Source organism: Pseudomonas sp. PDM03 (genome assembly GCF_014852385.1).
GTDB classification, from domain to species: domain Bacteria; phylum Pseudomonadota; class Gammaproteobacteria; order Pseudomonadales; family Pseudomonadaceae; genus Aquipseudomonas; species Aquipseudomonas migulae.
On sequence record NZ_JACVBM010000006.1, the window covers coordinates 15,429 to 39,488 of the forward strand.

Annotated in this window: 21 protein-coding genes and 1 pseudogene; 6 read left to right on the top strand and 16 right to left on the bottom strand. The window is 59.9% G+C overall.

Going from position 1 to position 24,060, the window contains the following annotated elements:
- Window positions 1–135 precede the first annotated feature (135 nt).
- On the bottom strand, window positions 136–543 hold the full coding sequence (locus tag IB254_RS11270; protein ID WP_008025327.1) for an HPF/RaiA family ribosome-associated protein: 408 nt from the start codon (window positions 541–543) through the stop codon (window positions 136–138).
- Window positions 544–756: 213 nt separating this feature from the next.
- Window positions 757–1,704, bottom strand: coding sequence for a LysR substrate-binding domain-containing protein (locus tag IB254_RS11275; protein WP_008041817.1), 948 nt, complete (start codon window positions 1,702–1,704; stop codon window positions 757–759).
- Between the two features lie 135 nt (window positions 1,705–1,839).
- Here IB254_RS11275 and IB254_RS11280 point away from each other — a divergent pair, with 135 nt between their 5' ends.
- From IB254_RS11280 to IB254_RS11290, 3 genes are all read left to right on the top strand, one after another.
- Entirely contained in the window at window positions 1,840–3,216 is a 1,377-nt protein-coding gene (locus tag IB254_RS11280; RefSeq protein ID WP_192417339.1) for an L-serine ammonia-lyase, read from the top strand.
- Window positions 3,217–3,279: 63 nt separating this feature from the next.
- The gene (locus tag IB254_RS11285; RefSeq protein WP_192417340.1) at window positions 3,280–4,581 is read left to right on the top strand and encodes an HAAAP family serine/threonine permease; all 1,302 of its coding nucleotides are present in this window, start codon (window positions 3,280–3,282) and stop codon (window positions 4,579–4,581) included.
- Window positions 4,582–4,856: 275 nt separating this feature from the next.
- On the top strand, window positions 4,857–5,174 hold the full coding sequence (locus IB254_RS11290; protein ID WP_192417341.1) for a DUF3509 domain-containing protein: 318 nt from the start codon (window positions 4,857–4,859) through the stop codon (window positions 5,172–5,174).
- Here the strand turns inward: IB254_RS11290 and IB254_RS11295 are convergent.
- On the bottom strand, window positions 5,171–5,671 hold the full coding sequence (locus IB254_RS11295; RefSeq protein ID WP_192417342.1) for a phosphate-starvation-inducible protein PsiE: 501 nt from the start codon (window positions 5,669–5,671) through the stop codon (window positions 5,171–5,173). The genes IB254_RS11290 and IB254_RS11295 overlap by 4 nt on opposite strands.
- A gap of 335 nt (window positions 5,672–6,006) precedes the next feature.
- Here IB254_RS11295 and IB254_RS11300 point away from each other — a divergent pair.
- Window positions 6,007–6,246: pseudogene (locus IB254_RS11300) on the top strand (YebG family protein); the annotation flags it as partial.
- A 164-nt stretch (window positions 6,247–6,410) separates the two neighbouring features.
- Here IB254_RS11300 and IB254_RS11305 read toward each other — a convergent pair.
- The 3 genes from IB254_RS11305 to IB254_RS11315 all read right to left on the bottom strand — a co-directional run bounded on the left by IB254_RS11305 (window position 6,411) and on the right by IB254_RS11315 (window position 8,791).
- Entirely contained in the window at window positions 6,411–6,854 is a 444-nt protein-coding gene (locus tag IB254_RS11305) for a hypothetical protein (protein WP_225602324.1), read from the bottom strand.
- Window positions 6,839–7,654: a hypothetical protein gene (locus tag IB254_RS11310; RefSeq protein WP_225602325.1), complete on the bottom strand. Its 816-nt coding sequence runs from the start codon at window positions 7,652–7,654 to the stop codon at window positions 6,839–6,841. The genes IB254_RS11305 and IB254_RS11310 overlap by 16 nt, the downstream gene beginning before the upstream one ends.
- Before the next feature lie 117 nt (window positions 7,655–7,771).
- Window positions 7,772–8,791, bottom strand: coding sequence for a Glu/Leu/Phe/Val dehydrogenase family protein (locus IB254_RS11315; RefSeq protein WP_008025318.1), 1,020 nt, complete (start codon window positions 8,789–8,791; stop codon window positions 7,772–7,774).
- A 172-nt stretch (window positions 8,792–8,963) separates the two neighbouring features.
- Here IB254_RS11315 and IB254_RS11320 point away from each other — a divergent pair, with 172 nt between their 5' ends.
- Entirely contained in the window at window positions 8,964–9,767 is an 804-nt protein-coding gene (locus IB254_RS11320) for a SirB1 family protein (protein ID WP_008025317.1), read from the top strand.
- 221 nt (window positions 9,768–9,988) lie between these two features.
- Here the strand turns inward: IB254_RS11320 and maiA are convergent, their stop codons facing one another.
- From maiA to hmgA, 3 genes are read right to left on the bottom strand one after another with little or no spacing between them, the layout of a single operon-like run.
- The gene (maiA, locus tag IB254_RS11325) at window positions 9,989–10,624 is read right to left on the bottom strand and encodes a maleylacetoacetate isomerase (protein WP_192417344.1); all 636 of its coding nucleotides are present in this window, start codon (window positions 10,622–10,624) and stop codon (window positions 9,989–9,991) included.
- A gap of 12 nt (window positions 10,625–10,636) precedes the next feature.
- Window positions 10,637–11,941, bottom strand: coding sequence for a fumarylacetoacetase (gene fahA, locus IB254_RS11330; RefSeq protein ID WP_192417345.1), 1,305 nt, complete (start codon window positions 11,939–11,941; stop codon window positions 10,637–10,639).
- Window positions 11,942–11,944: 3 nt separating this feature from the next.
- The gene (gene hmgA, locus IB254_RS11335) at window positions 11,945–13,249 is read right to left on the bottom strand and encodes a homogentisate 1,2-dioxygenase (RefSeq protein WP_192417346.1); all 1,305 of its coding nucleotides are present in this window, start codon (window positions 13,247–13,249) and stop codon (window positions 11,945–11,947) included.
- A gap of 165 nt (window positions 13,250–13,414) precedes the next feature.
- On the opposite strand from hmgA, the gene IB254_RS11340 reads away from it, so the two are divergent.
- Entirely contained in the window at window positions 13,415–14,209 is a 795-nt protein-coding gene (locus tag IB254_RS11340; protein ID WP_192417347.1) for an IclR family transcriptional regulator, read from the top strand.
- On the opposite strand, the gene IB254_RS11345 is transcribed toward IB254_RS11340, so the two are convergent.
- The 7 genes from IB254_RS11345 to IB254_RS11375 all read right to left on the bottom strand — a co-directional run bounded on the left by IB254_RS11345 (window position 14,210) and on the right by IB254_RS11375 (window position 23,984).
- Window positions 14,210–14,572 carry a hypothetical protein gene (locus tag IB254_RS11345; protein WP_225602326.1) on the bottom strand — a complete coding sequence of 121 codons (363 nt, stop codon included), beginning with the start codon at window positions 14,570–14,572 and terminating at the stop codon, window positions 14,210–14,212.
- Between the two features lie 140 nt (window positions 14,573–14,712).
- On the bottom strand, window positions 14,713–17,268 hold the full coding sequence (locus IB254_RS11350) for a LuxR C-terminal-related transcriptional regulator (protein ID WP_192417349.1): 2,556 nt from the start codon (window positions 17,266–17,268) through the stop codon (window positions 14,713–14,715).
- Between the two features lie 140 nt (window positions 17,269–17,408).
- Window positions 17,409–18,776, bottom strand: a complete 1,368-nt coding sequence (locus tag IB254_RS11355) for a DUF1329 domain-containing protein (protein ID WP_192417350.1) — start codon at window positions 18,774–18,776, stop codon at window positions 17,409–17,411.
- A 23-nt stretch (window positions 18,777–18,799) separates the two neighbouring features.
- Window positions 18,800–20,593, bottom strand: a complete 1,794-nt coding sequence (locus IB254_RS11360; RefSeq protein WP_192417351.1) for a DUF1302 domain-containing protein — start codon at window positions 20,591–20,593, stop codon at window positions 18,800–18,802.
- A 492-nt stretch (window positions 20,594–21,085) separates the two neighbouring features.
- Complete coding sequence (locus IB254_RS11365; RefSeq protein ID WP_192417352.1) at window positions 21,086–21,997, bottom strand: SDR family oxidoreductase; 912 nt, start codon at window positions 21,995–21,997, stop codon at window positions 21,086–21,088.
- Window positions 21,998–22,299: 302 nt separating this feature from the next.
- Window positions 22,300–23,202, bottom strand: a complete 903-nt coding sequence (locus tag IB254_RS11370) for an alpha/beta fold hydrolase (RefSeq protein WP_192417353.1) — start codon at window positions 23,200–23,202, stop codon at window positions 22,300–22,302.
- Window positions 23,202–23,984, bottom strand: coding sequence for a class II aldolase/adducin family protein (locus IB254_RS11375; protein ID WP_008026984.1), 783 nt, complete (start codon window positions 23,982–23,984; stop codon window positions 23,202–23,204). Before IB254_RS11375 ends, IB254_RS11370 begins: the two co-directional genes overlap by 1 nt.
- Between the last annotated feature and the right edge of the window lie 76 nt (window positions 23,985–24,060).

Below are 24,060 nucleotides of genomic sequence, written 5' to 3' on the forward strand. Positions count from 1 at the left end.
CGTTTATCCAGACAGCCAGCGTTATCGTTAACGACCATCGCGAGCAGGCTCGCTCCCACAGGGGCCAGCGATCGGCACAAACAACAACGGGCCTGCAATGCAGGCCCGTTTTTTGTTGGGACGTTAAATCAGGCGTCAGCCGTTTTGTGCAGCCTGTTCATTCTCGAGAAACTCGTCTTCCAGCAGCGCATCGGCTGCACGCCTCTCGAACGGCACCACAGCGGCACGTGGTTTGCCCCGCAGTTTGCCGAACAGATGTTCCAGTGCATGTTCGAGTTTTTCAGCCGCACCGTCGATCGCCAGTTCCAGGTTTTCGGCTTTATGGGTGACAGAAATCGGTTGGTGGCCTTTTGGCCGCGCTTCCAGCTGGCAGCGCAAATCATGGGGACCGGGCTTGTCGCCGTTCTCGTCCCGCAGATGGACCTCGACGCGTGTCAGGTCCTCTTCATAACGTTCGAGCGTGCTCTCAATGGTAGTACGTACCCACTCCTCCAGTCGGATGCTGCTTTGAATATGGTTATCGCTGTTGACTTGGATTTGCATAGTTCATCCCTTATTTCAGCTAGCTCGCGAGAGGCCCTTCGGCTGGCCCTTGGGCGTCATCACCGTGACCTCTTGGTTACACAATCGGTCTGTACGCCGAACAATTCAACCCCTGAAAAAAGATAAATTTTCATACGCAAAAAAAGCCGGACAAGGAGCAAAAGCGCTGTTAAGGTCGGGAGTTGGGTCGCTTCACTTCTTTGTCATAATTACTCACATCTGCCGCTCCGCCAGCGGGTGCAGGCTGCGAAAAATACCCGCCTCCTCTACCAGCCAGTCATGCACCGCGCGCACGCCCGGATGGCTCAGCGCCCCCGGCGCATACAGCAACACGTAACGTTTGTGATTGGGCACCGCCAGACCGAACGGCACAATCAACGTCCCGCGCTCCAGCTCATCGTTCAACAGCGTTCGCCGCGCAATCGCCACGCCCATGCCGGCAATCGCCGCTTCGATGGTCAGGTGATTGCGATTGAACGTGTGCCCGCGCCGCACGTCCGCGCCTTCGAAGCCGATGGCGTTGAGATAGAACTCCCACTCCGCGTACTCGTAACTGCCGCGCCAGGCCGTAATGTCGTGCAACAGCGGAAAGTGCGACAGGTCTGCCGGGCCATGCAACGGCGGCCGCCCACGCAACAGGCTCGGCGCACAGACCGGGAAGATCTGTTCGTCAAGCAAGGTTGTGGATAACAAGCCAGGGTAGCTGCCGTCGTTCAGATCAATGGCCAGGTCAAAGTCGCCTTCGTGCAGCGGCACGCTGCTGTCCTCGGCCACCAGGCGCAACTGAATGTCTGGAAAACGCTGCTGCAAGCGCGGTAGACGCGGGGTCAGCCATTTGCTCAGGAACGATGGAATCGACCGTACCCGCAGAATTCCGCTGATCATTCCCGCATCCAGTCGTCGCAATTCCGCGTCGATGCTGCCGTAAGCCTCGTTGACCGTAATGGCCAGTCGCTGGCCTTGCGCGCTCAACTCCACGCCCCGGGCACGCCGGTGGAACAGTCGAAACCCCAGCCGTTCTTCCAATTGTCGGATCTGCTGACTGACCGCCCCCGGCGTGATGTGCAGTTCTTCGGCGCAGCGGGTGAATGACAAGTGCCGTGCGGCACAGGAAAACACGTGCAGCCAGACGTAAGTCTGGGCATGCAATTGGCGACTCATTGTTTAGTCCTGCTAAAGGCTGTCTTAGGAAGTTTCGTTGGTCACGTAGGACCGAGGTAGGCAGTATCGCCGACATTGCGCTTGTCCTACAAAAATGGCAGCGATTTCTCTTCCATTGCTTGTATAGGCTTTAGCATGGCTATCAGTGTTTTTGATCTTTTCAAAGTCGGCATCGGTCCGTCCAGTTCTCACACCGTCGGCCCGATGCGCGCCGCCGCGACCTTTGCCCAGGCACTGATTGACCAGCATTTGCTGGACGCCGTACGCCGAGTGGAAATCCGCCTGTACGGCTCCCTTTCCGCCACCGGCGTCGGCCACGCCACCGACCGCGCTTGCGTCATGGGCCTGATGGGCGAATGGCCGGACAGCATCGACCCGACCAGCATCGACAGCCGCATCAAAACACTGCTCGAGACCGGCGAACTGAGTCTGGCCGGTAAAACCACCATCGACTTCAACTGGCAAAGCGATCTCCTGCTGCTCGACGAGAGCCTGCCCTACCACCCCAACGCCATGTCGCTGACAGCCTTCGGCGACACCGGCGAATTGTCAGAGCAGACGTACTACTCGATCGGCGGCGGTTTCATCATCGAAGCCGCCGAAGCCGAGTCCGGCATCGCGCCGACCAGCGACGTGGTGCTGCCGTATGATTTTTCCAGCGCCGCCGAATTGCTCAAGCTCTGCAATCAGCATGGCCTGCGAGTTTCCGAGTTGATGATGGCCAACGAACGGGCCTGGCGCAGCGAAGCCGAAATCCGTCAGGGCTTGCTGCACATCTGGTCGGTGATGCGCGAGTGCGTCGAGCAGGGTTTGCGCCACGAAGGCATCTTGCCCGGCGGTCTGAATGTTCCGCGCCGCGCAGCGAAATTGCACCGCAGCCTGTTGGAAATTGGCAAGCCGAACGTCATCACTTCGACGCTGTCGGCGATGGAATGGGTGAACCTGTTTGCCCTCGCCGTGAACGAAGAAAACGCCGCCGGCGGACGAATGGTCACCGCGCCTACCAACGGCGCGGCCGGGATCATTCCCGCCGTCCTGCACTACTACATGAAATTCAACCCGGACGCGTCGGACGATGACGTCGTTGCGTTCTTTTTGGGCGCCGCAGCCGTAGGCATTCTCTGCAAGAAAAACGCCTCGATCTCCGGCGCCGAAGTCGGCTGTCAGGGCGAAGTCGGTTCGGCGTGCGCCATGGCCGCCGCCGGTTTGGCCGACGTACTGGGCGCCACGCCCGAGCAACTGGAAAACGCCGCCGAAATCGGCCTGGAACACAACCTGGGCCTGACCTGCGACCCGGTCGGCGGCCTGGTGCAAGTGCCGTGTATCGAACGCAACGCCATCGCCGCAGTGAAGGCGATCAACGCCACGCAAATGGCCCTGCGCGGCGACGGCAAACATTTCATTTCCCTGGACCGGGTGATCCGCACCATGCGCGACACCGGCGCCGACATGCACGACAAATACAAAGAGACTTCACGGGGCGGCCTGGCTGTCAGCTGGGTGGAGTGCTGAGGAGCATTCCCGACCGTCCGCAACACGTGAGCCCGAGCAAGAATAATAACGAGGCCAATAACGATGACCGATGTACGTACACCTGCTGCCGATAATCCTGCTGTAGACCTGACACGCAATACAGAAACAGCCCACAAGGGCTGGAGTAAACACGACACCACCTGGATGCTCGGCCTCTACGGCACGGCGATTGGCGCCGGCACGCTGTTCCTGCCGATCAACGCCGGCGTGGGTGGTTTCTGGCCGCTGCTGATCCTGGCGGTGCTGGCGTTTCCGATGACCTTCTTTGCCCACCGCGGCCTGACTCGCTTCGTGCTGTCGGGACGCTCCGGGGACATCACCGAAGTGGTGGAAGAACACTTCGGCATCGGTGCCGGCAAGCTGATCACGCTGCTGTATTTTTTCGCGATCTTCCCGATTCTGCTGGTGTACAGCGTGGCGCTGACCAACACCCTCAGCAGTTTCATGGAGCACCAGTTGCACATCGCCCCGCCACCTCGGGCGGTGCTGTCGCTGGGGCTGATCCTTGGTTTGATGGCGATTGTGCGCTGCGGCCAGGGCGTCATCGTCAAATGCATGAGCGTGCTGGTTTACCCGTTCGTCGCGGCGTTGCTGCTGCTCGGTATCAGTCTGATTCCGAATTGGAACGGCGCGTTCTTCGCCACCGCCGGTGAAGGCATGCCGATGCCGCTGTTCTTCAAAACGCTGTGGCTGGCGATCCCGGTAATGGTGTTTTCGTTCAACCATTCGCCGATCATCTCCGCCTTCGCTGTCGATCAGAAGCAGCGGTACGGCGAGCAGGCCGAGCGCAAGAGCAGCGGCATCCTCGCCATTGCCCACGGGATGATGGTGGTGACCGTGATGTTCTTCTGTTTCAGCTGCGTGTTGGCGCTGTCCCCGGCTGATCTGGCGGCGGCGAAGGCACAGAACATCTCGATCCTGTCGTACCTGGCCAACCACTTCCAGACCCCGGTCATTGCCTACGCCGCGCCGCTGATTGCGCTGGTGGCGATCACCAAATCCTTCCTCGGCCACTACATCGGCGCCAGCGAAGGCTTTCAGGGCCTGATCGTGAAAAGCCTGCGTGGCCGTGGCCGGGTGATGTCGGCGAGCTGGCTGAACCGCATCACTGCGCTGTTCATGATCATCAGCTGCTGGGCCGTGGCCACTTTCAACCCGAGCATCCTCGGCATGATCGAAACCCTCGGCGGGCCGATCATTGCGTGCCTGTTGTTCCTGATGCCGATGTACGCCATCCGCCGCGTGCCGGCTTTGCGCCAGTATTCGGGCCAGGTGTCGAACGTGTTTGTGGTGCTGATCGGTCTGATTGCACTGTCTGCGATCATCTACTCATTCATGCCCTGAAACGGGCAACGTTCTTGTAGGAGCGAGCCTGCTCGCGATGGTCTCGAGAGCGCCACGTTTACCCGGTAAACACGCGTTATCGTTGACGAACATCGCGAGCAAGCTCGCTCCTACATTGTTCGACAATCTTTCCGGCATGCCCCTTGCTACATCCCTGACGAGGCAAAAAGGATGTTTGAAAACCTCAGCGAGCGACAGGCCGATGGTCCGGTGTTGCGAACCAACCCGATCATGGCCGGTCAACTACTGCACGTTCAATCAGGCGGTGACGCATCATGGACAACCCTTTTCAGCTCATCACCGATGCCTTTGCACCGGATTACCAGATCAACCTGAGCATTCAGGGGCTGGACGGCAGCATCATGCTGACCCTCTCCAACAGCGGCCGCGTCGTGGCCAAGCGAATGATCAGCGCCGAACAACGCAATGACCCCAAGCGCCTCAAACGCCTGGTGCAAAGTATTCAATTCGGCATCGCCATCGAGCAGGGTCACAGCGCAATGACCATCCTCGAAGCCATGACCGACAGCGACAATCGCACCCCGCCGCCGCCATCGACCAAAGCCCACCCGCGCCCCGCCATGCGGCTTTAAATCTCGCCCTTCTCCACTTCGGGATGCTCACCGGAACCCGCACCGGTCTTGCGTTGCGGGTGTTCGATCTTCACCGAAGGGAATTGCGACGAGGCGTAACGCACCACCAGAATCGCAAACGCCAGCAGCAGAATCCCGCCGCACAGGTAAATGATGCCCAGGTCCGGCGGATTGTGGTGCGAGACGTTGGAGATCAACAAACGCGTCAGCGCGGTGATCGCCACGTAGATCAGGAAACGCACCGGCATGTGATTGGTCTTGAAGTAAATCCCGACCATTGCGCCCAATTCGAGGTAGATGAACAGCAGCAAGATGTCATCGATCTTGATGTGCCCCGCTTCGATCATCCCCAGAAACTCCATCACCGCCGCCCACGCGGTCACCGCACCGATGGCGAACAACGCCAGGTAGTGGAAGGTCTCGACGAACAGATTGCCCAGGGATTCGGCCAGTTGGTGCACGTTCTGCCGCAGGTTCTCGGCCCAGTTGATTTTCACGATGATTCTTCCTTAGCTCGGTTCGAGCGGATGATGCAGGTTGGACGTGACGGTTGTTCTGCATGCAGAAAAAAGGCCAGTAACGCCTGCAACATGATGGCGAGGTGCTCTAAAACGCGCTCCGTGGCGTTTGGTCGCACCCTTGCGAGCCTTCGCTGAATCTGTAGGAGCAAGCTTGCTCGCGATGGACGCGCCACTGTTCCCCTGACAAACACCAAATTCGGTCTACATTAAAAAGCCACTACCCAAAGCGCAGGGATTCGCTTATCCTTTTCGCTGTATAAAAACACAGTGGTCGAAACAGACAACTATCGTGAAGGCATGTGAGGTGGTGAATGGCCGTCGAAGTGGTATACCGCAGCAGCCGAGATCTGGAGCGCTTGTTCATGGATAAAGCCGAAGCTGACCGTCATGACAAAATGCTCGAACTGGCCGAATTGCTGGCTGAAGTGTTGCAAAAAGCCGTTCCGTCCCTGACCGAGCAGCAAGTGGAAGAAGCCGGGATCTACATGGCGAAGAATCGCGATGTGTTCGCCAAGGCGTTCAAGAGTCAGCCGGACGCGTTGTCCGAGCTGTTGAGCGCGCCTGTTGAAGTCGCGGAACAGGTTGAAGTGACAGAAACAGCTGAGCCGACCAAGCCAGCCAAAGCTGCCAAGACGCCGAAGTAAGCAACAGCCGAATTGAACAGGCCCTGAGTCGAATGACTCAGGGCCTTTTTCATGCCTGCGAAAAAAGCGGCTCAAACCGTTCGCGGCGTTCGCTTGTCGGCAGCTGTCGAGCCTCCACGCACTGACGCACCCGATGGCGACTGTGAGGAAAGCCCCTGGATGACGTAGAGATACGTCTCTTGCGCGGCGTAGTCGAGCACGCTGATCAATCCGCCGACATAGCTACCGTTGTAAAGGAAACCATCAAAGTCATAGGTCACCGTGAAGGTCATCTGTGCCTCGGCACTTTTGCCCGAAGCCTCGATGGTCGTGCCTGCCGACGTTGCCGGCGATACGGTGCTGCCCTCGTACGGGATCGGATCCTGGTAAAAACCCGGAAGCGCCAATGCCCCCGTCATCGAAACGGTGTCGAGCGTCAACGTGCCGCTCTGCCAAACCTGCAACCCGTTCGGGTTGGCGCTCGCGTCGAACAGGCTGATGGAGAAGGTATATTTAGTCTTCATGATTTCACCCATGGCCGTTCAACGACGTTCAGCAGGTAGACCTCTTCACTGTCAGGCGTCAGTGAAAACAGGTAGCCATTGTTGAGGAAGTCCTCGTGATCGCTGACATCGATGGGCCAACCGGGGTACTGATTACCGTTGGCGTCCAGCACCCACATGAACTTGACGTTGTAGTCCGTCGGGGTGGCCGATTTGTAGACACCGCCGGCGACCCGCGTCCCGTCGTCAAACCGCGCCCATGCCATGACAACCGGAGAGCCAACACTGATTTCGTCGGGCACCGGGGTATTGCCCTGCATGATCAGCGTCCACGCCTCTTTGCCGCCTGCTGGAAGCATCATTCGCGCAACGTGTTGCGGCGCCGGCGATCCTGCTGCTTGACCCGTAACGGCGCCCTGACCAACGCCCGTGCCCTGCGCGACATTGAGGGTATAACCAAACGTGTTTTCACCGGGTTGCTGCACCGGGCCGGTGATGGTGCAGATCAGGCCATTTTGCTGGGCGACCTCCACGTAGGGGTCCCAGGTACCGGGCGTCGATCCCGAATTGATAACGCAGTTGATGGCCGGGTTTTCAGACTGGTAGAGGGTGAAGAAGACGTTGCCGTCGTTGTCCCATAAACCGGTGCTCACCGGACCTGCGGTGCCGGGGGTGAAGATAGTGATCTGCCCGCCGTAATTGGCGCCGTTGTCGTCGCTGACAAACGACACGCCAATATCAAGGCTGGAGTTGATCGTGAAATTGCAGGTGAGAGATGAACTGGAAGACATGATTCGCTCCTTGAAATCACGAAAAAGCAGTGCGCCAGTCATGATTGCCCCAGACGCTGGCAGGCCCTCATCAACCGGGCGGGTGGCGTTGCGCCATCCCGCTTGCAGCGTAGTCAGGTCTTTAGAATTTGCCAGCGAGGTGAAGGACGCGGCGAGCCTTCACCGGTACAAGACTTTCTCCGCCAACTCGTCCGCCACCCGGGCGGGGGAACGTTTCTCAGCTTGGGCATGGGCGAACACTTCGGTCAGCCGTGAGCTGATTTTCGACAAGTGCGCGGTGATGGTCGTCAGTTCTTCGCCACGATGTTTGAGCGACACGTAGATCAGCCCGCCGGCATTGATCACATAATCCGGCGCATAAAGAATGCCTCGCCGTTCCAGTTGATCCGCGACATCCAGATGAGTCAGTTGGTTATTCGCCGAACCGGCCACCGCCGAGCATCGCAGTTGCGTAACGGTGTTGCTGTTGAGCACACCGCCGAGGCCGCACGGCGCGAGAATATCGCAAGGCGTGCTGAGCAACGCCTCGTTGGCAATCGGGTGAGCGCCGAGTTGCTCCATCGCCAGTTGCACCTTGCCGTGATCGATGTCGCTGACCAGCAGTTCGGCACCGGCGGCGTGTAACTGCTCGGCCAAGGCATAACCGACATTGCCCAGGCCTTGAATGGCCACGCGCAGGCCTTCGAGGTTGTCGCTGCCCAGGCGAGCCATGGCGGTGGCACGAATGCCGGTGAATACGCCCATCGCCGCGTGAGGCGCCGGGTCGCCCGCCGAAGTGGTGCTGGTGACATGCTGGGTCTGTTGGGCGATGCAATCCATGTCCGCCACTGAGGTACCGCTGTCGATGGCCGTGATGTAGCGCCCGTCGAGCTGATTGATGCAGCGCCCGAACGCTTCGAACAGCGCGGCGCGGTTTTCCACATGGACCGGTCGAACAATCACCGCCACGCCGCCACCCTGAGCCAGGCCGGCCAGTGCCGCCTTGTAACTCATGCCTTGAGCCAGACGAATGGCATCCTCGACCGCGGACTCGTCGCTTGGATAGGCAAGGTAACGACACCCGCCCAGGGCAGGCCCCAGACGGCTGTTATGAATAGCAATGACCGCCTTCAACCCGGTAACCGAGTCGACGCTCAGATGCAGCGATTCAAGGCGAGTGCTTTGCATGAGAGCGAACATCGTAAGGGCTCCCGAATCACTTCTTGTAGTCGCCAGTATAGGCTTGCGCCCAAAATTTGCAGAAGCGCACCGGAATAAGCGGCGCCGCCATTCAGGCTTTCGGACATAACCTGCGCGGCACTGGACGAATGCCGCAGGGGAGGCTAAAACGAGGCATGTCCCGGAGATTTTGATGACGCCCCGCCAACGCTTTTTCGACTGCCTGCAACGATCACCGCCCGCGCTGTTCGAAGCGGCGCTGTGGATTGCCGTCGAGCACGATAAAGAGGTGGATCCGCAGGCGGTACTGGCGAATTTCAAGGATCTGCAACAGCGCGTCAGTTATGGCTTGCCGATGTTGCCGGTCAGCGAACTGGCCCAGCCGCTGTTGCGACGCCTGAATGATCTGGGATACGCCCAGGACGATTTCACGCCATTGCGACCGCAAGTGGCCTTGCTCGACAAAGTGCTGGAGCGCCGGCGTGGCCAGCCATTGGCCCTGGGCCTGATTGCACTGGAACTGGCCAGAGGCCTGGAAATCCCCTTGGTCGGGGTCAACTTCCCTGGGCATTTCCTGCTGCGGGTTCCGGGGGCCGATCACCTGCTGGACCCTTGCGGCGGTCGACGGTTGTACCCCAACGATTGCCGGGAACTGCTGCAACGCCAGTACGGCCCGAACATGAAACTCAGCGCCGAACATTTGCTGACGGCCGAGCCGGTGCAAATGCTCCAGCGGTTATCACGCAACCTGCGCCAGTTGCACCTTTCCCACGATGACTACATTGGCGCGTTGATCGACGCCGAACGCGTACTGGAACTGGGCAACGCCAGCGCCTCCGACTACCTGGCCCGGGCCAGCCTTTACCAGCGGCTGGACTGCCCGAACGCCGAGCGTTTCGATCTGGAGCATGCGCTGCTGCTCAGCGACGACCCGATCCAGCGGATCCGCCTGACCGAACGACTCGGCCACCTGCCCCCCAACTCAATCGTCCACTGAACCTGCAGGCGCCGGCTTGCTGGCGATTCAAACGCCGCGGCCCATCAGGAACACCGCGTTATCGTTCTTCGCGAGCAAGCTTCGCTCCTACAGGGAATTGTGCGGTATTTGAACCTGTAGGCGCCGGCTTGCTGGCGATTGATACGCCGCGGTCAGTCAGGAACACCGCGTCATCGTTCATCGCGAGCAAGCTTGCTCCTACAGGGGGCGGTGTGGTGTTTTCAAGGAGTGTCTGGCTGTTTGGCCGGGTGCGCTTTCATGAACGCTGGATGCGTCGCGGCCAGCGTCGCCACTCGACGAATCCGTGGGTACGCCTCCAGCGAAATGTTGAAACGTTCAGCCGCGTACAGCTGCGGAATCAGGTACACATCCGCCAGCCCCGGTTCAGCGCCGAAGCAATAACCTTCATCACCAATCAACTGTTCCACCGTCGCCAGCCCTTGGCTGATCCAGTGCCCGATCCACTCGACCACCTGCGGTTCGTCGTGGCCCAACTGCCGCAGCCTGTTGAGCACGCTGACGTTGTGCAGCGGATGCACGTCGCAGCCAATCACCGCCGCCACACCGCGCTCATGCGCACGAGCGGCGAGGTCTTTGGACAGCAGCGGCACCTGTGGATAACGCTCCTCCAGGTACTCGATGATGGCTGGTGACTGGATCAGCAACTCGCCTTCGTCGGTGCGCAAGGCCGGCACCCGGCCTTGCGGATTGATCGCCAGGTACGCTGGCTGGCGATGCTCACCACCCGGCGGCGCGATCAGGTTGATCGGCAGCGCCCGGTAATCCAGGCCCTTCAACGCCAATGCGATACGCACCCGGTAAGACGAGGTCGAACGGTAGTAGGTATAGAGTTCCATGACCCGTTCCTCTTAACGCGCCGGCAGCACTTTGCCGCGGCATTCGCCGAAACCGATGGAGGCAAAACCGTCGCGGCTGCAACGAGCGCGCAGGATAATTTCGTCGCCGTCCTCAAGGAATTTACGCACTTCGCCGGAGGCCAGTTCGATCGGCTTTTTACCGCCCTCGGTGATTTCCAGCAGGCTGCCGAACTGACCGTTTTCCGGCCCCGACAAAGTGCCCGAGCCGAACAGATCGCCGGCCTGCAACTGGCAGCCGTTGACGCTGTGGTGCGCAACCATTTGCGCCACGGTCCAGTACATGTGTCGGGTGTTGCTCAGGGTCAGGCGATGGGCCGGCAGGTTCTGCTCGCGCATGCCTTCGGTCAGCAGCAGCACTTCCAGTTCGATGTCGAAGGCACCCGCAGCCTGGTCACGTTTGTCGAACAGGTAAGGCAGCGGCTGCGGATCGCCTTCCGGACGCGCCGGTTGCGCACGACGGAACGGCTCCAGCGCTTCGGCCGTCACCACCCATGGCGAGATGCTGGTAATGAAACTCTTCGACAGGAATGGCCCCAGAGGCTGGTATTCCCACGCCTGGATATCCCGCGCCGACCAGTCGTTGAGCAGGCAGAAACCGGCGATGTGATCGGCGGCGTCGCCGATGGCAATCGTGTCGCCCATGTCGTTGCCCTGGCCGATCCAGATGCCCAGTTCCAGTTCGTAGTCCAGCCGTGCACACGGGCCGAAGGTCGGTTCGGTCTGACCGGCCGGCAGGGTCTGGCCTTTCGGCCGGCGAACGTCGGTGCCGGACGGGCGAATGGTCGATGCGCGGCCGTGGTAACCGATCGGCACGTACTTGTAGTTCGGCAGCAGCGGGTTGTCGGGACGGAACAGTTTGCCGACGTTTTGCGCGTGCTCGATGCCGACGTAGAAGTCGGTGTAATCGTTGATTTTTGCCGGCAGGTGCATCTCGCAGTTCGCCGCCAGCGGCAGCAGTTTTGCACCTTGGGCTTCGATCTTGCCGTGCAGGGTGCTGCCTTCCTTGAACAGTTCGATCAAGCGCTCACGCAGGGCAACACGAGCCTCGCGGCCGAGTTCGAAAAACGCATTGAGCTGACCGCCACGGGTGGCTTCGACCGCCGCTTTTGCAGCACCGTCGAACAGGCCGGCGTCGAGTGCCGCTTGCAGATCAAAGATGTGTTCGCCAATCGCCACGCCACTGCGCGGCGCAGAACCCTTCACGCTGAACACGCCCAGCGGCAGGTTTTGCAGGGGGAAGTCGACATGGCCGTTGGCGGAGGCAACCCAGCTACGAGTGATGGAAGTCTGAGTCATGGGTTATCTCCGGGTCGGGTCGAAAGTAGCGGGCAGCGTGGCCCAGCAGGCGTCGTAGTGGGGTTGCAATTGTGGGCAGTCGAGGGCGAAGCGACTCGGGCGCAGCACCTGGCTGGTCTCGAACATGAAGGCCATGGTGTTGTCGATTTTCGCGGGTGCAAGCTGCGCGTTGATTGCCTTGGTGCAGGTTTCGCCGTCCGGGCCGTGGGCGCTCATGCAGCTATGCAGCGACGCACCGCCGGGCACGAAGCCTTCGGCCTTGGCGTCGTACTCGCCCTTGATCAGGCCCATGAACTCGTTCATCAGGTTGCGGTGGAACCACGGTGGACGGAAGGTTTTTTCGGCGACCATCCAGCGTGGCGGGAAGATCACGAAGTCGAGATTGGCCAGGCCATGGACGCTGGTCGGCGAAGTCAGGACGGTGAAAATCGAAGGATCCGGATGATCGAAGCTGACCGTGCCAATGGTGTTGAAACGGCGCAGGTCATATTTGTACGGCACGTTATTACCGTGCCAGGCGACCACGTTCAGCGGTGAATGATCGAGCTCGCAACCCCACAACTGACCGAGGAATTTCTGCACCAGGGTGGTCGGCTGCTTGAGATTTTCGTAATGAGCGACCGGGGTCAGGAAGTCCCGTGGATTGGCCAGACCGTTGCTGCCGATCGGTCCGAGGTCCGGCAGGCGCAATGGCGCGCCGTGGTTTTCCGCAATGTAGCCACGCGCCTGCGGGTCGAGCAGTTCGACGCGAAACTTCAGACCACGTGGCAGCACGGCGATTTCCAGCGGCTCAAGTTCCAGCACGCCCAGTTCGGTGGCAATGCGCAGACGGCCCAGTTCCGGCACCACCAGCAGTTCGCCATCCGCGTTGAAGAACACGCGCTCCATGGAGCGGTTGGCACGGTAATGGTAAATGCTGATTCCGGCCGGTTTTTCCGCCGCCGAATTGGCAGCCATGCTCACCAGCCCGTCAATGAAATCGGTGGGCTCGGTCGGGATGTCCAACGGGTTCCAGCGCAGGCGATTGGGGGTCACTTCACCCAACGGTCCGCCGGCCAGTTGCCGATCCAGTTTGACGAACGCCGGGTGATTGGCCGACGGCTGAATGCGGTACATCCAGGTCCGCCGCGCTTCGGCGCGAACCATGGTGAACGCGGTGCCGGAGAACAGTTCGGTGTAGAGGCCGTATGGGGCTTTTTGCGGGGAGTTCTGGCCGACGGGCAATGCGCCGGGCAACGCTTCACTGCTGAACTCATTGCCGAAACCGGACTGATAAGCCAGCGCGGGCGCCGTTGAATCGAGGTTCATGGAGCCTCCTGAACAGGGAGTAGGCAATGGCCTGTCGCTCTGTTGCAGAGGTCTCGGCACGCCTGGGTTATTTTTATCGTAATTCAATTACGCATAACGTAATTTGATTGGTATTGACCGTCAAGCTATAAAGACGCCCATTCGTCCCGGGATCAGACTGCCTCCATGGAAACGCCGCGCAACAACGACAAACAGAAAGTCCGCTCGGCCGAGGTCGGCACCGACATCCTCAAGGCACTGGCCGAGTTGTCGCCATCGACTTCACTGTCGCGCCTGGCCGAGCATGTGCAGATGCCGGCAAGCAAGGTTCACCGCTATCTACAGGCGTTGATCGCCAGCGGTTTTGCCGAACAGAACACCGCCACCAACCATTACGGCCTGGGCCGCGAAGCGCTGCGCGTGGGGTTGGCCGCACTTAACAGTATGGACGTGCTGAAAGTCGCCGCCCTGCCCCTGGCCGAACTGCGCGATGAATTGAATGAAACGTGTTTTTTGGCGGTGTGGGGCAATCAGGGCGCAACCGTGGTGCATATCGAACCGGCGGTGCGCGCGGTGACCGTGGTGACGCAATTGGGCTCTGTGTTGCCGTTGCTCAGTTCATCCACGGGATTGGTGTTTGGCGCTTATCTGCCCAAGCGTGAAACGGTGGATTTGCGCGAGCAGGAAGTGCTGGCAAGCAATTCCCATACGCTGGCGGACGATCAGGCTTATGTGACCTTGTGTGAACAGATCCGCGAGCGCGGCCTGCACCATGTGCATGGTTTGTTGATGCCCGGCGTCGATGCGTTGTCGGCCCCGGTGTTCAACGCGGTGGGAAATGTGGTGGCCGTCATGACCATCGTTGGCCCGGCGTCACTGTTTCACGCCGACGAAAACGGCCCGGCGGCGCAGCGATTGCTGGCGGCGACGCGGGCCGTTAGTTGGCGAATGGGATATGAGCCATCCGTTGTCACTGGTTAATTAAGCTGGCAGCCTACTGTTACGTTTAATTGCTTCCCGGTAGGACTCGACCACAACACGACCTGCATTACTAAGATCGTCGGCGTCCAAATCGGCAACTCGATCAGCCTTATCAAAAGTCCACCGTTTGGAAAAGATACCTGCATAAACAGTATTGAACTTCGGCAACTCATCCGCCTGCACTTTTTCCATGATAGCCCAGCTCAAACTCTCAGAGTAATCAACGACCTGCTTGCCCTCGTCGTTGATCACGACCGAATTCAGGTAGGTCTCATCGACATTAATGGCATACCCCATATGACCGAACACCTCAGCCAGTTTCTTACTTACTTCTTCCAGCAACTTATTACTCACAAATAGCATCCTTACTAATAATGGAAGTCGGCCAAAACACATTCAAAAAAGATAAACACTGATTGACGGGCCGACGCCCACTTTACAAACAACTCAATTAACTTAGTACACCCCGCAACTTGTATGCAGACGTAAACATACCGAACACTTCAAACAACAATCCCCAGAACTTTGGCTTTGGCCACAGCCTGAGTCCTTCGCTCTACACCCAACTTCCCATTGATCCGCCGTGCATGGGTTTTAACGGTATGTAACGATATGAACAACTGATCAGCTATCTGTTGATTGGAGTTACCCAGAGCGACTAACTCAAGCACTTCTATTTCACGCTGACTCAAGCGGTTCTGGACCGAAGCCAGCGGTTCAGCAGGGTTACCCGACTCGGTACGCCCGATCGCCTCCAGCAAGCGTGGCTGGCGCAATTGCAGATCGCGCAGGGCCTGTTGAAGATTGCAGCGCTCGACCAGTGCCAAACCTTCCTGCATCGCCTGGCGGGCGGCAGGCGTGTCGCCCGTCAGCCAGGCCACTTCTGCCAGCGCCAGGTGCAATTGCGCTTGCAGCCCCGCCATTCCCCGTTGGCGCGCCCAGTGCAACTGAGCCTCGAGCTGCACCAGGGGGTTTGGCGCCTGCCCTCGATACACTTCGGTCAGCACCAGCAGGTATTCAAGGCCGGGAATCAGCTCCAGCGTCGCCGGTGGCGCCTGACGAGCATGGACGCCGTGATAGTGGCGCAGCACCCGGGTCAGGGCTTCATGGGCCAAATCCTGACGGCCCTGCTGTAGCCAGAAATGGCAGCTGTATTGCAGCAGAACACTGCGGTAGACCGTGTCTGGTATCCGCCGCTGTTGCATCAATCGTTCGGCGTCACGCAGCAGGACAAAAGCCTGGGCGTAGTCCTGGCGATTGGCGGCCAATTGCGCGAGGCCGAGGAAACCGTAAAGCACGCGTTTGTCCTGGCTGCGCAGGCAGATTTGCAGGCCGCTCTCGAAGTACGCGGCCGCCTGCGCCTCTCGTCCCTGACACAAGCTCAAACGTCCGCGCTGCAAGGCAATCCGCCCCAGCAGCGGTTGGGCCAGCGGTTGCTGCTGGACGAGCAAGCCATGCATGTTGGCCAGCAGGGTTTCAGCCCGGCCGGACGCTCCACGCTGCTCGAGCAATTGCGCATGATCGAGTTCCAGCAGCCCCTCGAACACCAGCGAACCTTGCGCACGCGCCAGGCACAACGCCTCACGGTTGGTCGCCTGCGCCACGTCGAGCTCGCCCCTGAGCAAGGCTTGCTGGGTCAGCGCTGACAGGCACATCAGCCGAGCCGTCCAGAGCGAGGGGTCGAGTTCGTCGAGTGCCTCAAGCAAATGCGCGCGCGAAGGCTCCATGCGCCCCTGCAAATGCAGGAGCCAACCCTGCATCGCCTGCCAACGCGCCATCAGCTGCCGTTGATGAAACGCCGACGGCTGAGGGGCGAAGCGTGACAAATGCCCGATGCACTCACCCGCCTGCTCGAACCGCCCGGCAAACAGCAACGCCGCGGTGATCAGCCCCACCAGTTGCGGCGAGCCAAGCATCAGCTCGTCGCCTTTGTGTTCATGCAGACGCAACAACAGCACCACGGTCTGCTCTTCGAACAGGTGCTCGAAACTGAAATGCTGCAACAGGCTGACCGCGACCTCGAACTCTTCGGCCAGCAAGGCTTGTTCAAACGCAGCTTTCCAGTCCAGTTCGGCGGCGAACCACTGACAAGCGCGGCGATGCCAGGAACGCCCTTCCGGCCATTGCTCTTCGCGCATCAATTGCGTGAGGGGGGTGAAAATCTGCAGCCAGTCGGTCGAGTCCTGCCAGGGCTCGATGAAGCAGCCCAACGCCTGCAACGTGTTCAGGCATTGGGCGCCCTCGCCTGCACCGAACAGGTGGTCGCACAACCGTGCATTGAATCGCTGCAAGTGGGCCAGCACCCGCCAGGCTTCCGCGAGCTCCGGGGTCAGCATGCCGAACAATTCGTGTTCGAGGTAATCGTGCAGGGTGTCCGGCCGACCGTGCAGCGACTCGTTGCGCGACCAGTCGCATTTTTGCAGCAGCGCTATCCGCACACCTGCGCACCAGCCACCGCTGAGTTCGATGATCCTGCCGGCACGTTTCGCCGCTTGCTCCGGCTCCAGGTGATGCAGCAGTCGGGCAATTTCCGTTTGAGTGAAGGCCAGCGTGGCGCGCTCGCAGTCGTACAGCTCATCCGCGAGCAACAAGCGTGGCCAATTGCATTGCGGGCGGCGGCGACCGCTGAGCCACCAGGTAATCATCGGGCTGCTGATGGCCAGCAACCGGTCGAGCAGCAGGTCCAGCTCCGGGTTGGGCGTGCGGCAATAGTCGTCGAGGCACAGCCAGGTCGGCGTCTGCCATTGAGCCAGCGATGACAGCAATGCGGATTCGTCCGCCGCGGCCAATCCCAACGCGTGGGCCAGCCGCTGCCGAAAATCGACAGCCTCCATCGGCTCACCCGCCAACGGCAACCAACAGACCCGACACTGCTCCGGTGCCTGCAACAGGCATTCGATCAGCAGCGCACTCTTGCCACTGCCCGCCGGCGCACAGAGCAATTTCACGCGTGCGGTCGAAGCCAGTAACGGCTCGATCAGCCGCTCGCGAGACTGGTGATGGGAAGACAAACGGGGCAGAAGTCCAGGACGGTCCAGACACGGGGTCATGGCGGTCATAGTGGTGCGCCTTTTTATAATTGTGGCGCCACCCTAGCCCTCTCTACACGGCTTGTTGAAGAAGTATTCAACACACTTATCGACACCTATAAAAAAGGTGACCGCGAAGTCACCTTTTTCTGTAGAGCCTGTAGGAATGATTACCTCACCCCTGTACTCCGCAGTGCTGCTGGCGTGTAGTCACCTGCTTTGGCATCGATGCCGAATTCGAAGCTGCGCTTCTCCTCGTTCTTCATCCCCAGTGCGATGTAGCGGCCGGCGATCAAGTCGTACAGCGCTTCAACGGTGTAGGCCGGCACCTGGTGATCGTAGTAGAACTGGGCATGACCTTCGGCCACACGCCACAGCTGACCGCGACCGTCATAGTGATCGGCCAGTGCCACCTGCCAGCTGTCTTCGTCGATGTACATGTGACGCTTGGCGTACACGTGCCGTTCATTGGGCTTGACCGTGGCGACAACCTCCCAGACCCGGTGCAGCTCGTAGCGTGTCAGGTCCTGATTGATATGCCCGGCCTTGATCACATCGGTGTACTTGAGGTTGGGCGAGTCGAGCTTGTAGCTGTTGTAAGGGATGTACATTTCCTTCTTGCCGATCAGCTTCCAGTCGTAGCGATCCGGTGCGCCGGAAAACATGTCGAAGTTGTCGGTGGTGCGCAACCCGTCGGACGACGTGCCGACGCCGTCATAGGCCACCTGCGGTGCACGTCGCACGCGACGCTGGCCGGCGTTGTAGATCCAGGCCTTGCGCGGTTCCTTGACCTGGTCGAGGGTCTCGTGAACCAGCAACACGTTGCCCGCCAACCGCGCCGGCGCCGTGACTTCCTGCTTGAAGTAGCTGAGCACGTTGTCATCGCTGCCGGGTTTCAAGTCCCCCAGCAGCGAGGGCACTGCGACTTCATCCTTGAAGCGGATCACCGTGAAATCGCCATTGGACTGCGGCGTGGCCTGGGTGATGGTGCGACGTAAATTACCGCCGTGATAACGGGTGACGTGGTTCCAGATCACTTCGACGCCGTTCTTCGGAATCGGAAACGCGTAGTAGCGATTGCCGGTGAAATTGGCCAGGCCATTGCCGTCGTTGATCGGCGTTACATTCAGCGCGCTGCGCTTGGCCGACTCGTAGATGTCCGCTGGCAAGGCCACTGTACGGTGGGTCGGGTAGACCGGGATCTTGTAGGTCTCCGGGTAGCGCTTGAACATCGCGATCTGGCCGTCGGAGAGTTTGTCCTTGTACTTGTCGACGGTTGCCGCCGTGATGGTAAACAGCGGTTTTTCATTGGCGAACGGGTCGGCAAGGAACCCTTTGCTGTCCACCGCGCCGGCATTTTTCGAGATGCCGCCGGTCCAGGCCGGAATCGAACCATCGGCATTGCCGGCCTTCTCGGCGCCCAACGGCGTCAGGCTGGTGCCGAGTTTATTGGCTTCTTCCGGCGACACCGCGGCCATTACATCAACGGCCAACAGGCTCAGGGCCAGAACGCTGCATTGCAGAATCATTTTGCGCATTGAAATCATCCTTCTCAGCCAGATCAGAAGTTCACGCCAAAGCTCAGCGCCAGGAAGTCGCGATCTTCCAGGGTGTTGTAGTCACCGCCGAAGAAATCGGTGTAACTCAAGCTCGCGGTGTAGGTGTTGCGATAGTCCGCATCGACGCCGACGCTGATGGCCTTGGCGCCTTCGTTGAACAGCCCGTTGGGGCCGTAACCGGCGACGTCATGGGACCACGACAGGTTGGGTTTGAAATTGATCCCGGCGATGACGTTGTTGTAATCAAGGATCGCGCGGGCGCGGTAGCCCCAGGACGTCGAGGTGACGAAACCGTCGGTATCACCGCGGAAACCGTACTGTCCGTAGACCGAGTCGCGGCCGTAACGCAGCTTGCTTTTGTCTTCCAGCCCACCGACGTGAACAACGGCCGCCTCACCCACCAGGGTCAAACGGTCCGCACCCGCGATCTGATCGATGAAGTGCGTCAGGGTGCTCTGGATCTGCGTCACTTCCTTGCGGCGATAGCCTTTGTTGTCCGCGCCTGGCCGGGTGGCGATAGGCGAGGCCGCGCCGCCGGCAATCGGGTTGAGCAAGGCCAGTGTCAGGTCGGTGCTGTTGACCTGCACCGGTGCGTTGGGGCGATAGCTGATCTCGCCGGTCCATGCGGTGCCGGTCGGCAAGGTGGTGGAGAAACTCGCGCCGTAGAGGCGGATGTCTTCCGGGTATTCGAGATAGTACTGGCCGCGACCGAGCATCACGCTCTGGGCCAAGGCCGAACCGGTGCCGGGTGCGATGGCGTTCGCGGTAGAAACGATGGCCGGAATCCGTGCCAGCGTCCCCGCCCCGGCAGTGGTGGTGCCGACATTCGGCGTGCGGCTGTGGTAGTTCATGAAGTACAGGCCGTACTCGGTGTCATCGCCCAACCAGCGCAACGCCGTGCCCCATTGCCCGGAGTCACGGGCGTCGCGGTCGCCGCCACGGGGCACAATCACCCCTTCTTTGCTGACCTGGAAACCTTGGCCGAATGCGGCAGCAATCGGTTGCAACGGTGCAATCGCCGGGCTGGCGACGGTGTATCCCGTGTTGCAGCCATCTGCCGCCACGTCCCCGCCGAAGAAGGTGCCGCAGTTGTCGAGAACGGTCTGGTCCCACTCCAGTTGATAGAAACCTTCCACGGTAAGTTTGTCGGTCAGGCCCTGGGAGGCGAACAGCATGTTCACCGGAATCAGGCCTTCCTTGATTTCCGCGCCAGGACGACGGAACGCTGAAACGTCGACCGGGTTGATGCTGTTGATCGAGTTGCCGATGAAGGTACTTTCGCCCCAACTGACCACCTGTTTACCCGCGCGCAGGGTGCCCGGCAGATCGGCGATGGAATAGTTGTGATAGACGAACGCATCGAGGATCTGCGCGCCGGCAGACTTGGAACCCTCCTTGCGATTGTGATCGCTGATCGGCTTGAACTCGCGGTCTTCGTCCTTAAGTTCGAAGTCGTACCAATACTTGCCACGGACGAACACGCCGGTGTCGCCGTACTTCAGTTCGAGGTCGTGAATACCCTTGAAAATCTTGGAGTAGGTTTCGCCCTTCTTGAAGTTCAGACGCCCGTCGTCACCGGTCGACGCCTGGCCGGTCCCGCCGTTGACGATGCCCACCAGCGATTTATCGGCATCGCGCATGCCCCAACTCGCGCCGACGGACAGCGAGGAGTCGAATGTCCCCTCGATTTCGCCAATGTTGAATGAAACGGCCTGCGCCTGGGCACAGCAACCCAAGGCAACCGCAGCGGCCAGCGCCTGCGGCGTGAAGATGGCGCGCATTGTTGTTTTTGTCATGCGTCTTCCCCGGTGAGTGACAGAAGGCCACACCCTACTGCCGCAGGTCGGGAGCGATAAGCGCACCAAGGAGGTATTCGTTGTGTAGCTCTAAAGGATGAATGGCCTTGCAGCGCGGGGAGTTGCGCGAGGTATGGATGAAGTGGATGGAGGTTCATCAGCCGGATGCATGAGCGCGAGACTGTTGCCCAGGCTGCAATACTGCATGTCTGGAATCGCTATTTTTCCTTTGGACTCAAGCGCTTATTCTTGTCGGGCTTTCACGGCAACAGCCTGACAGCACACAGCGATGGCGTGTGATCAGTCCGCGCCATTGGCGACAGATTTCAGATGTGTCGAAGGTTTCGACTCATCGCCCCGTGTTCACTGACGTTGATTTGTAGCTCCTTGATCCAACGTCTTACTTTGGCCGCTGCGTTTGCAGCGGCCTTTTTTATGGGCGATGGTTTTGGGGAGGCAGGACTCAGGCGAGCCCTGCGCGAGGCGAAGGAATCAGAGGGAATACTTCTGCAAATTGCCCATCATTTCCTTCAGTGCTTCGATGTTGTCCTTCGGATGCGCTGCGCCTTCGAAGTCGCAGATCTGCTGCCAGTGCGCCGCCACATCTTCCGGTGAAAACCCGACACGTGGATCGAACCCGGCCCCGAGGCTGCGCTCCCAACGCACCTTGCCCATCCAGCCGCCACCGACCTCAAACAGCCCCGAGGTTTCCTGGCAGTTTTCGCTGGCGAGGTACACCACCAGCGGGCTGACCAGTTCCGGCTTGAGTTGTTCGAACACTTGCGGCGGGATCAGGCCTTCGGTCATGCGGGTGCCGCCGGTAGGCGCGATGGCGTTGACCAGGATGTTGTTTTTGCGGCCTTCGATGGCCAGGGTACGGGTCAGGCCGTAGAGGCCGAGTTTGGCCATGCCGTAGTTGGACTGGCCGAAGTTGCCGTAGATGCCCGAGGTGGATGCGGTGAAGATGACCCGACCGTAATTTTGCTCGCGCATATGAGGCCAGGCGGCGCGGGTGACTTTGTAGGCGCCTTCGACGTGGACGCGATAGACCAGGTCCCAATCGGCATCGTCCATTTTGTGGAAAGTCTTGTCCCGCAGGATCCCGGCGTTGTTGACCACTACGTCGACCCGGCCGAAAACGTCGAGGGCGTTCTGGACGATTTTGTCGCCGTCGGTGACGGAGTCATGGTTGGCCTCGGCAATGCCGCCGGCCTCACGGATTTCCGCTACTACACGGTCTGCTGCCGAAGCGTTTGCACCTTCACCTTGCGCCGAGCCACCGAGATCGTTGACCAGCACCTTGGCGCCCTGTTTCGCGAACAACAGCGCATGAGCGCGGCCCAGGCCACCACCGGCTCCGGTGATGATCACGACTTTATCTTCGAAGCGCACAGGCTCATTCATTAGGGGGACTCCAGCAGGCCGAGGGACAATAAGTCCGAGTCTCAGGCAAGGCGCTGCCGGTCACAATGAACACGGGGTAGGCTGAATGGTGCTCGATAAGGCGGGGGGATGATGAGCGCATGGACCGAGTCACGGCCCATCGCCAGCAAGCCGGCTCCTACAGGACCGGGGCGCCCCAAACTCATCAAACACCACAAAAACACTGTAGGAGCCGGCTTGCTGGCGATAGCAATCCGACAGGCACCACAAGCCTCAAGGACGCCATCGCCGGCAAGCCGGCTCCTACAAGGTTGCGGTGATGTCTACGAACAGGCCACTTTCAGCGGCGTTGAAATCAGCCGGTCGCGAAATGCCAGATAATGCTTGAGCACCTGAGCCGGTGCCTCGGTTTGCGGGTAATGACCGATGCCGGGCAGCAGGACCGTGTCCGGGTTCGGGATCAGCTCCCGATAGCGCTCGACCATGTGCCCGCCGGAGATCGGATCGACCTCGCCATCGATCACCCGCAACGGCACTTCACCGCGCTGCATGGCACTCACCCAACGCTCGCGCTGAACCCGACGTTCGGGGATGTAGGCAATCAGCTTGTGCATGATCCGTGGCCCGTGATTGCTGTCGATCAGGCTCCAGAAATCATCCATCTCACTCTCAGTAGGACGGCTCTGCGGTCCGAAAATCTGGCGAAAACTCTTCACCAGCGCATCACGGGAAAACGCGCGGCCGATCATCCAGCCTAACGGGCTGAGCAACAGTTTTTGCATCAGTACCGGACGATGGGTTTCAGGAAACAGCCCCCCATTGAGAAACACGCAACTGGCGAGATGAATGCGCTCCTCGTAATGCCGGGCCAACAGTTCCTGAGCCACGCTGTCGCCATAATCGTGGGCGAGCACGTGCACCGGTTGCTCGACGTTCAAATGCTCCAGCAACGCCTGTTGCAGATCGGCCTGCTCCAGCAGGCTGTATTCATGATCCACCGGTTTGGCTGAATCGCCGAAACCGAGCATGTCGCAGGCAATCACCCGATAACGCTGGGCCAGCGGCTGCCACAGGTAATGCCAGTCCCAACTGGCGGTCGGGAAGCCATGAATGAGCAGCAGCGGCTCACCCTGCCCCGCCGTCCAGTAACTCACCGTCTGATCACGAAAGACGAACGTCTGGCTGCGCTTGCGCCAGACACACAGGGGGATCTCGGCGAGAGGCATCAGAGTTTATATCCCGCGTCTTGTTTATCGAGTTTGCGCAGCAGCGCCGGCCAGGCCAGCGCGCCGCCCATCCCTTGTGCACTTTTGGTGACGCCGGCGATCATCGCCTTGGCGCCCGCCAGAATCTGCGGTTCGATGGCGATGAGTTCCGCACCACCGTTCTGCGCCAGCACCTGGATTTCGCAGGCGCGCTGGAAGGTGAACATCATCAGGAACGTGTCAGCGATGGTGCCGCCGCAGGTCAGCAACCCGTGGTTGTGCAGCATCAGGAAATTGTTTTCACCGAGGTCGGCCTGCAGCCGCGCCTTCTCTTCGTGGTTCAGCGCAACGCCTTCATAGGCGTGATACGCCAGGCTCGACAGAACAAACAGCGACTGTTGGCTGATCGGCAAAACGCCTTGCTTCTGCGCCGACACCGCAACGCCTGCCGCCGTGTGCGTGTGCAATACACAGACGACATCGTGCCGCACTTCGTGCACGGCGCTGTGGATGGTGTAGCCCGCCGGGTTGATCTCGTAAGGGCTGTCCATCAGCTTGTTGCCGGCCTGATCGACTTTGACCAGGCTCGACGCGGTAATCTCGTGGAACATCAACCCGAACGGGTTGATCAGGAAATCTTCAGTGCCTGGCACCTTGGCGGAAATGTGCGTGAAGATCAGATCATCCCAACCATGCAGGGCGACCAGACGATAACAGGCGGCCAGATCGACGCGGGTCTGCCACTCGGCGGCACTGACCTGGTCTTTGACACTGTGGGGCGATTGGACGGGGGCTACGCTCACGACAAGGAACTCCTGTTCTTATTGTTTTGCTCACGTTTAGCAGTCTAGTCAGCCCCCGGGGTTCATGTAGTTGCAT

Coding starts and splice junctions, on each gene's coding strand:
- IB254_RS11270 (WP_008025327.1), bottom strand. CDS start 543: ATGCAAATCCAAGTCAACAGCGATAACCATATTCAAAGCAGCATCCGA.
- IB254_RS11275 (WP_008041817.1), bottom strand. CDS start 1,704: ATGAGTCGCCAATTGCATGCCCAGACTTACGTCTGGCTGCACGTGTTT.
- IB254_RS11280 (WP_192417339.1), top strand. CDS start 1,840: ATGGCTATCAGTGTTTTTGATCTTTTCAAAGTCGGCATCGGTCCGTCC.
- IB254_RS11285 (WP_192417340.1), top strand. CDS start 3,280: ATGACCGATGTACGTACACCTGCTGCCGATAATCCTGCTGTAGACCTG.
- IB254_RS11290 (WP_192417341.1), top strand. CDS start 4,857: ATGGACAACCCTTTTCAGCTCATCACCGATGCCTTTGCACCGGATTAC.
- IB254_RS11305 (WP_225602324.1), bottom strand. CDS start 6,854: ATGGGTGAAATCATGAAGACTAAATATACCTTCTCCATCAGCCTGTTC.
- IB254_RS11310 (WP_225602325.1), bottom strand. CDS start 7,654: ATGACTGGCGCACTGCTTTTTCGTGATTTCAAGGAGCGAATCATGTCT.
- IB254_RS11315 (WP_008025318.1), bottom strand. CDS start 8,791: ATGTTCGCTCTCATGCAAAGCACTCGCCTTGAATCGCTGCATCTGAGC.
- IB254_RS11320 (WP_008025317.1), top strand. CDS start 8,964: ATGACGCCCCGCCAACGCTTTTTCGACTGCCTGCAACGATCACCGCCC.
- maiA (WP_192417344.1), bottom strand. CDS start 10,624: ATGGAACTCTATACCTACTACCGTTCGACCTCGTCTTACCGGGTGCGT.
- fahA (WP_192417345.1), bottom strand. CDS start 11,941: ATGACTCAGACTTCCATCACTCGTAGCTGGGTTGCCTCCGCCAACGGC.
- hmgA (WP_192417346.1), bottom strand. CDS start 13,249: ATGAACCTCGATTCAACGGCGCCCGCGCTGGCTTATCAGTCCGGTTTC.
- IB254_RS11340 (WP_192417347.1), top strand. CDS start 13,415: ATGGAAACGCCGCGCAACAACGACAAACAGAAAGTCCGCTCGGCCGAG.
- IB254_RS11345 (WP_225602326.1), bottom strand. CDS start 14,572: ATGCTATTTGTGAGTAATAAGTTGCTGGAAGAAGTAAGTAAGAAACTG.
- IB254_RS11350 (WP_192417349.1), bottom strand. CDS start 17,268: ATGACCGCCATGACCCCGTGTCTGGACCGTCCTGGACTTCTGCCCCGT.
- IB254_RS11355 (WP_192417350.1), bottom strand. CDS start 18,776: ATGCGCAAAATGATTCTGCAATGCAGCGTTCTGGCCCTGAGCCTGTTG.
- IB254_RS11360 (WP_192417351.1), bottom strand. CDS start 20,593: ATGACAAAAACAACAATGCGCGCCATCTTCACGCCGCAGGCGCTGGCC.
- IB254_RS11365 (WP_192417352.1), bottom strand. CDS start 21,997: ATGAATGAGCCTGTGCGCTTCGAAGATAAAGTCGTGATCATCACCGGA.
- IB254_RS11370 (WP_192417353.1), bottom strand. CDS start 23,202: ATGCCTCTCGCCGAGATCCCCCTGTGTGTCTGGCGCAAGCGCAGCCAG.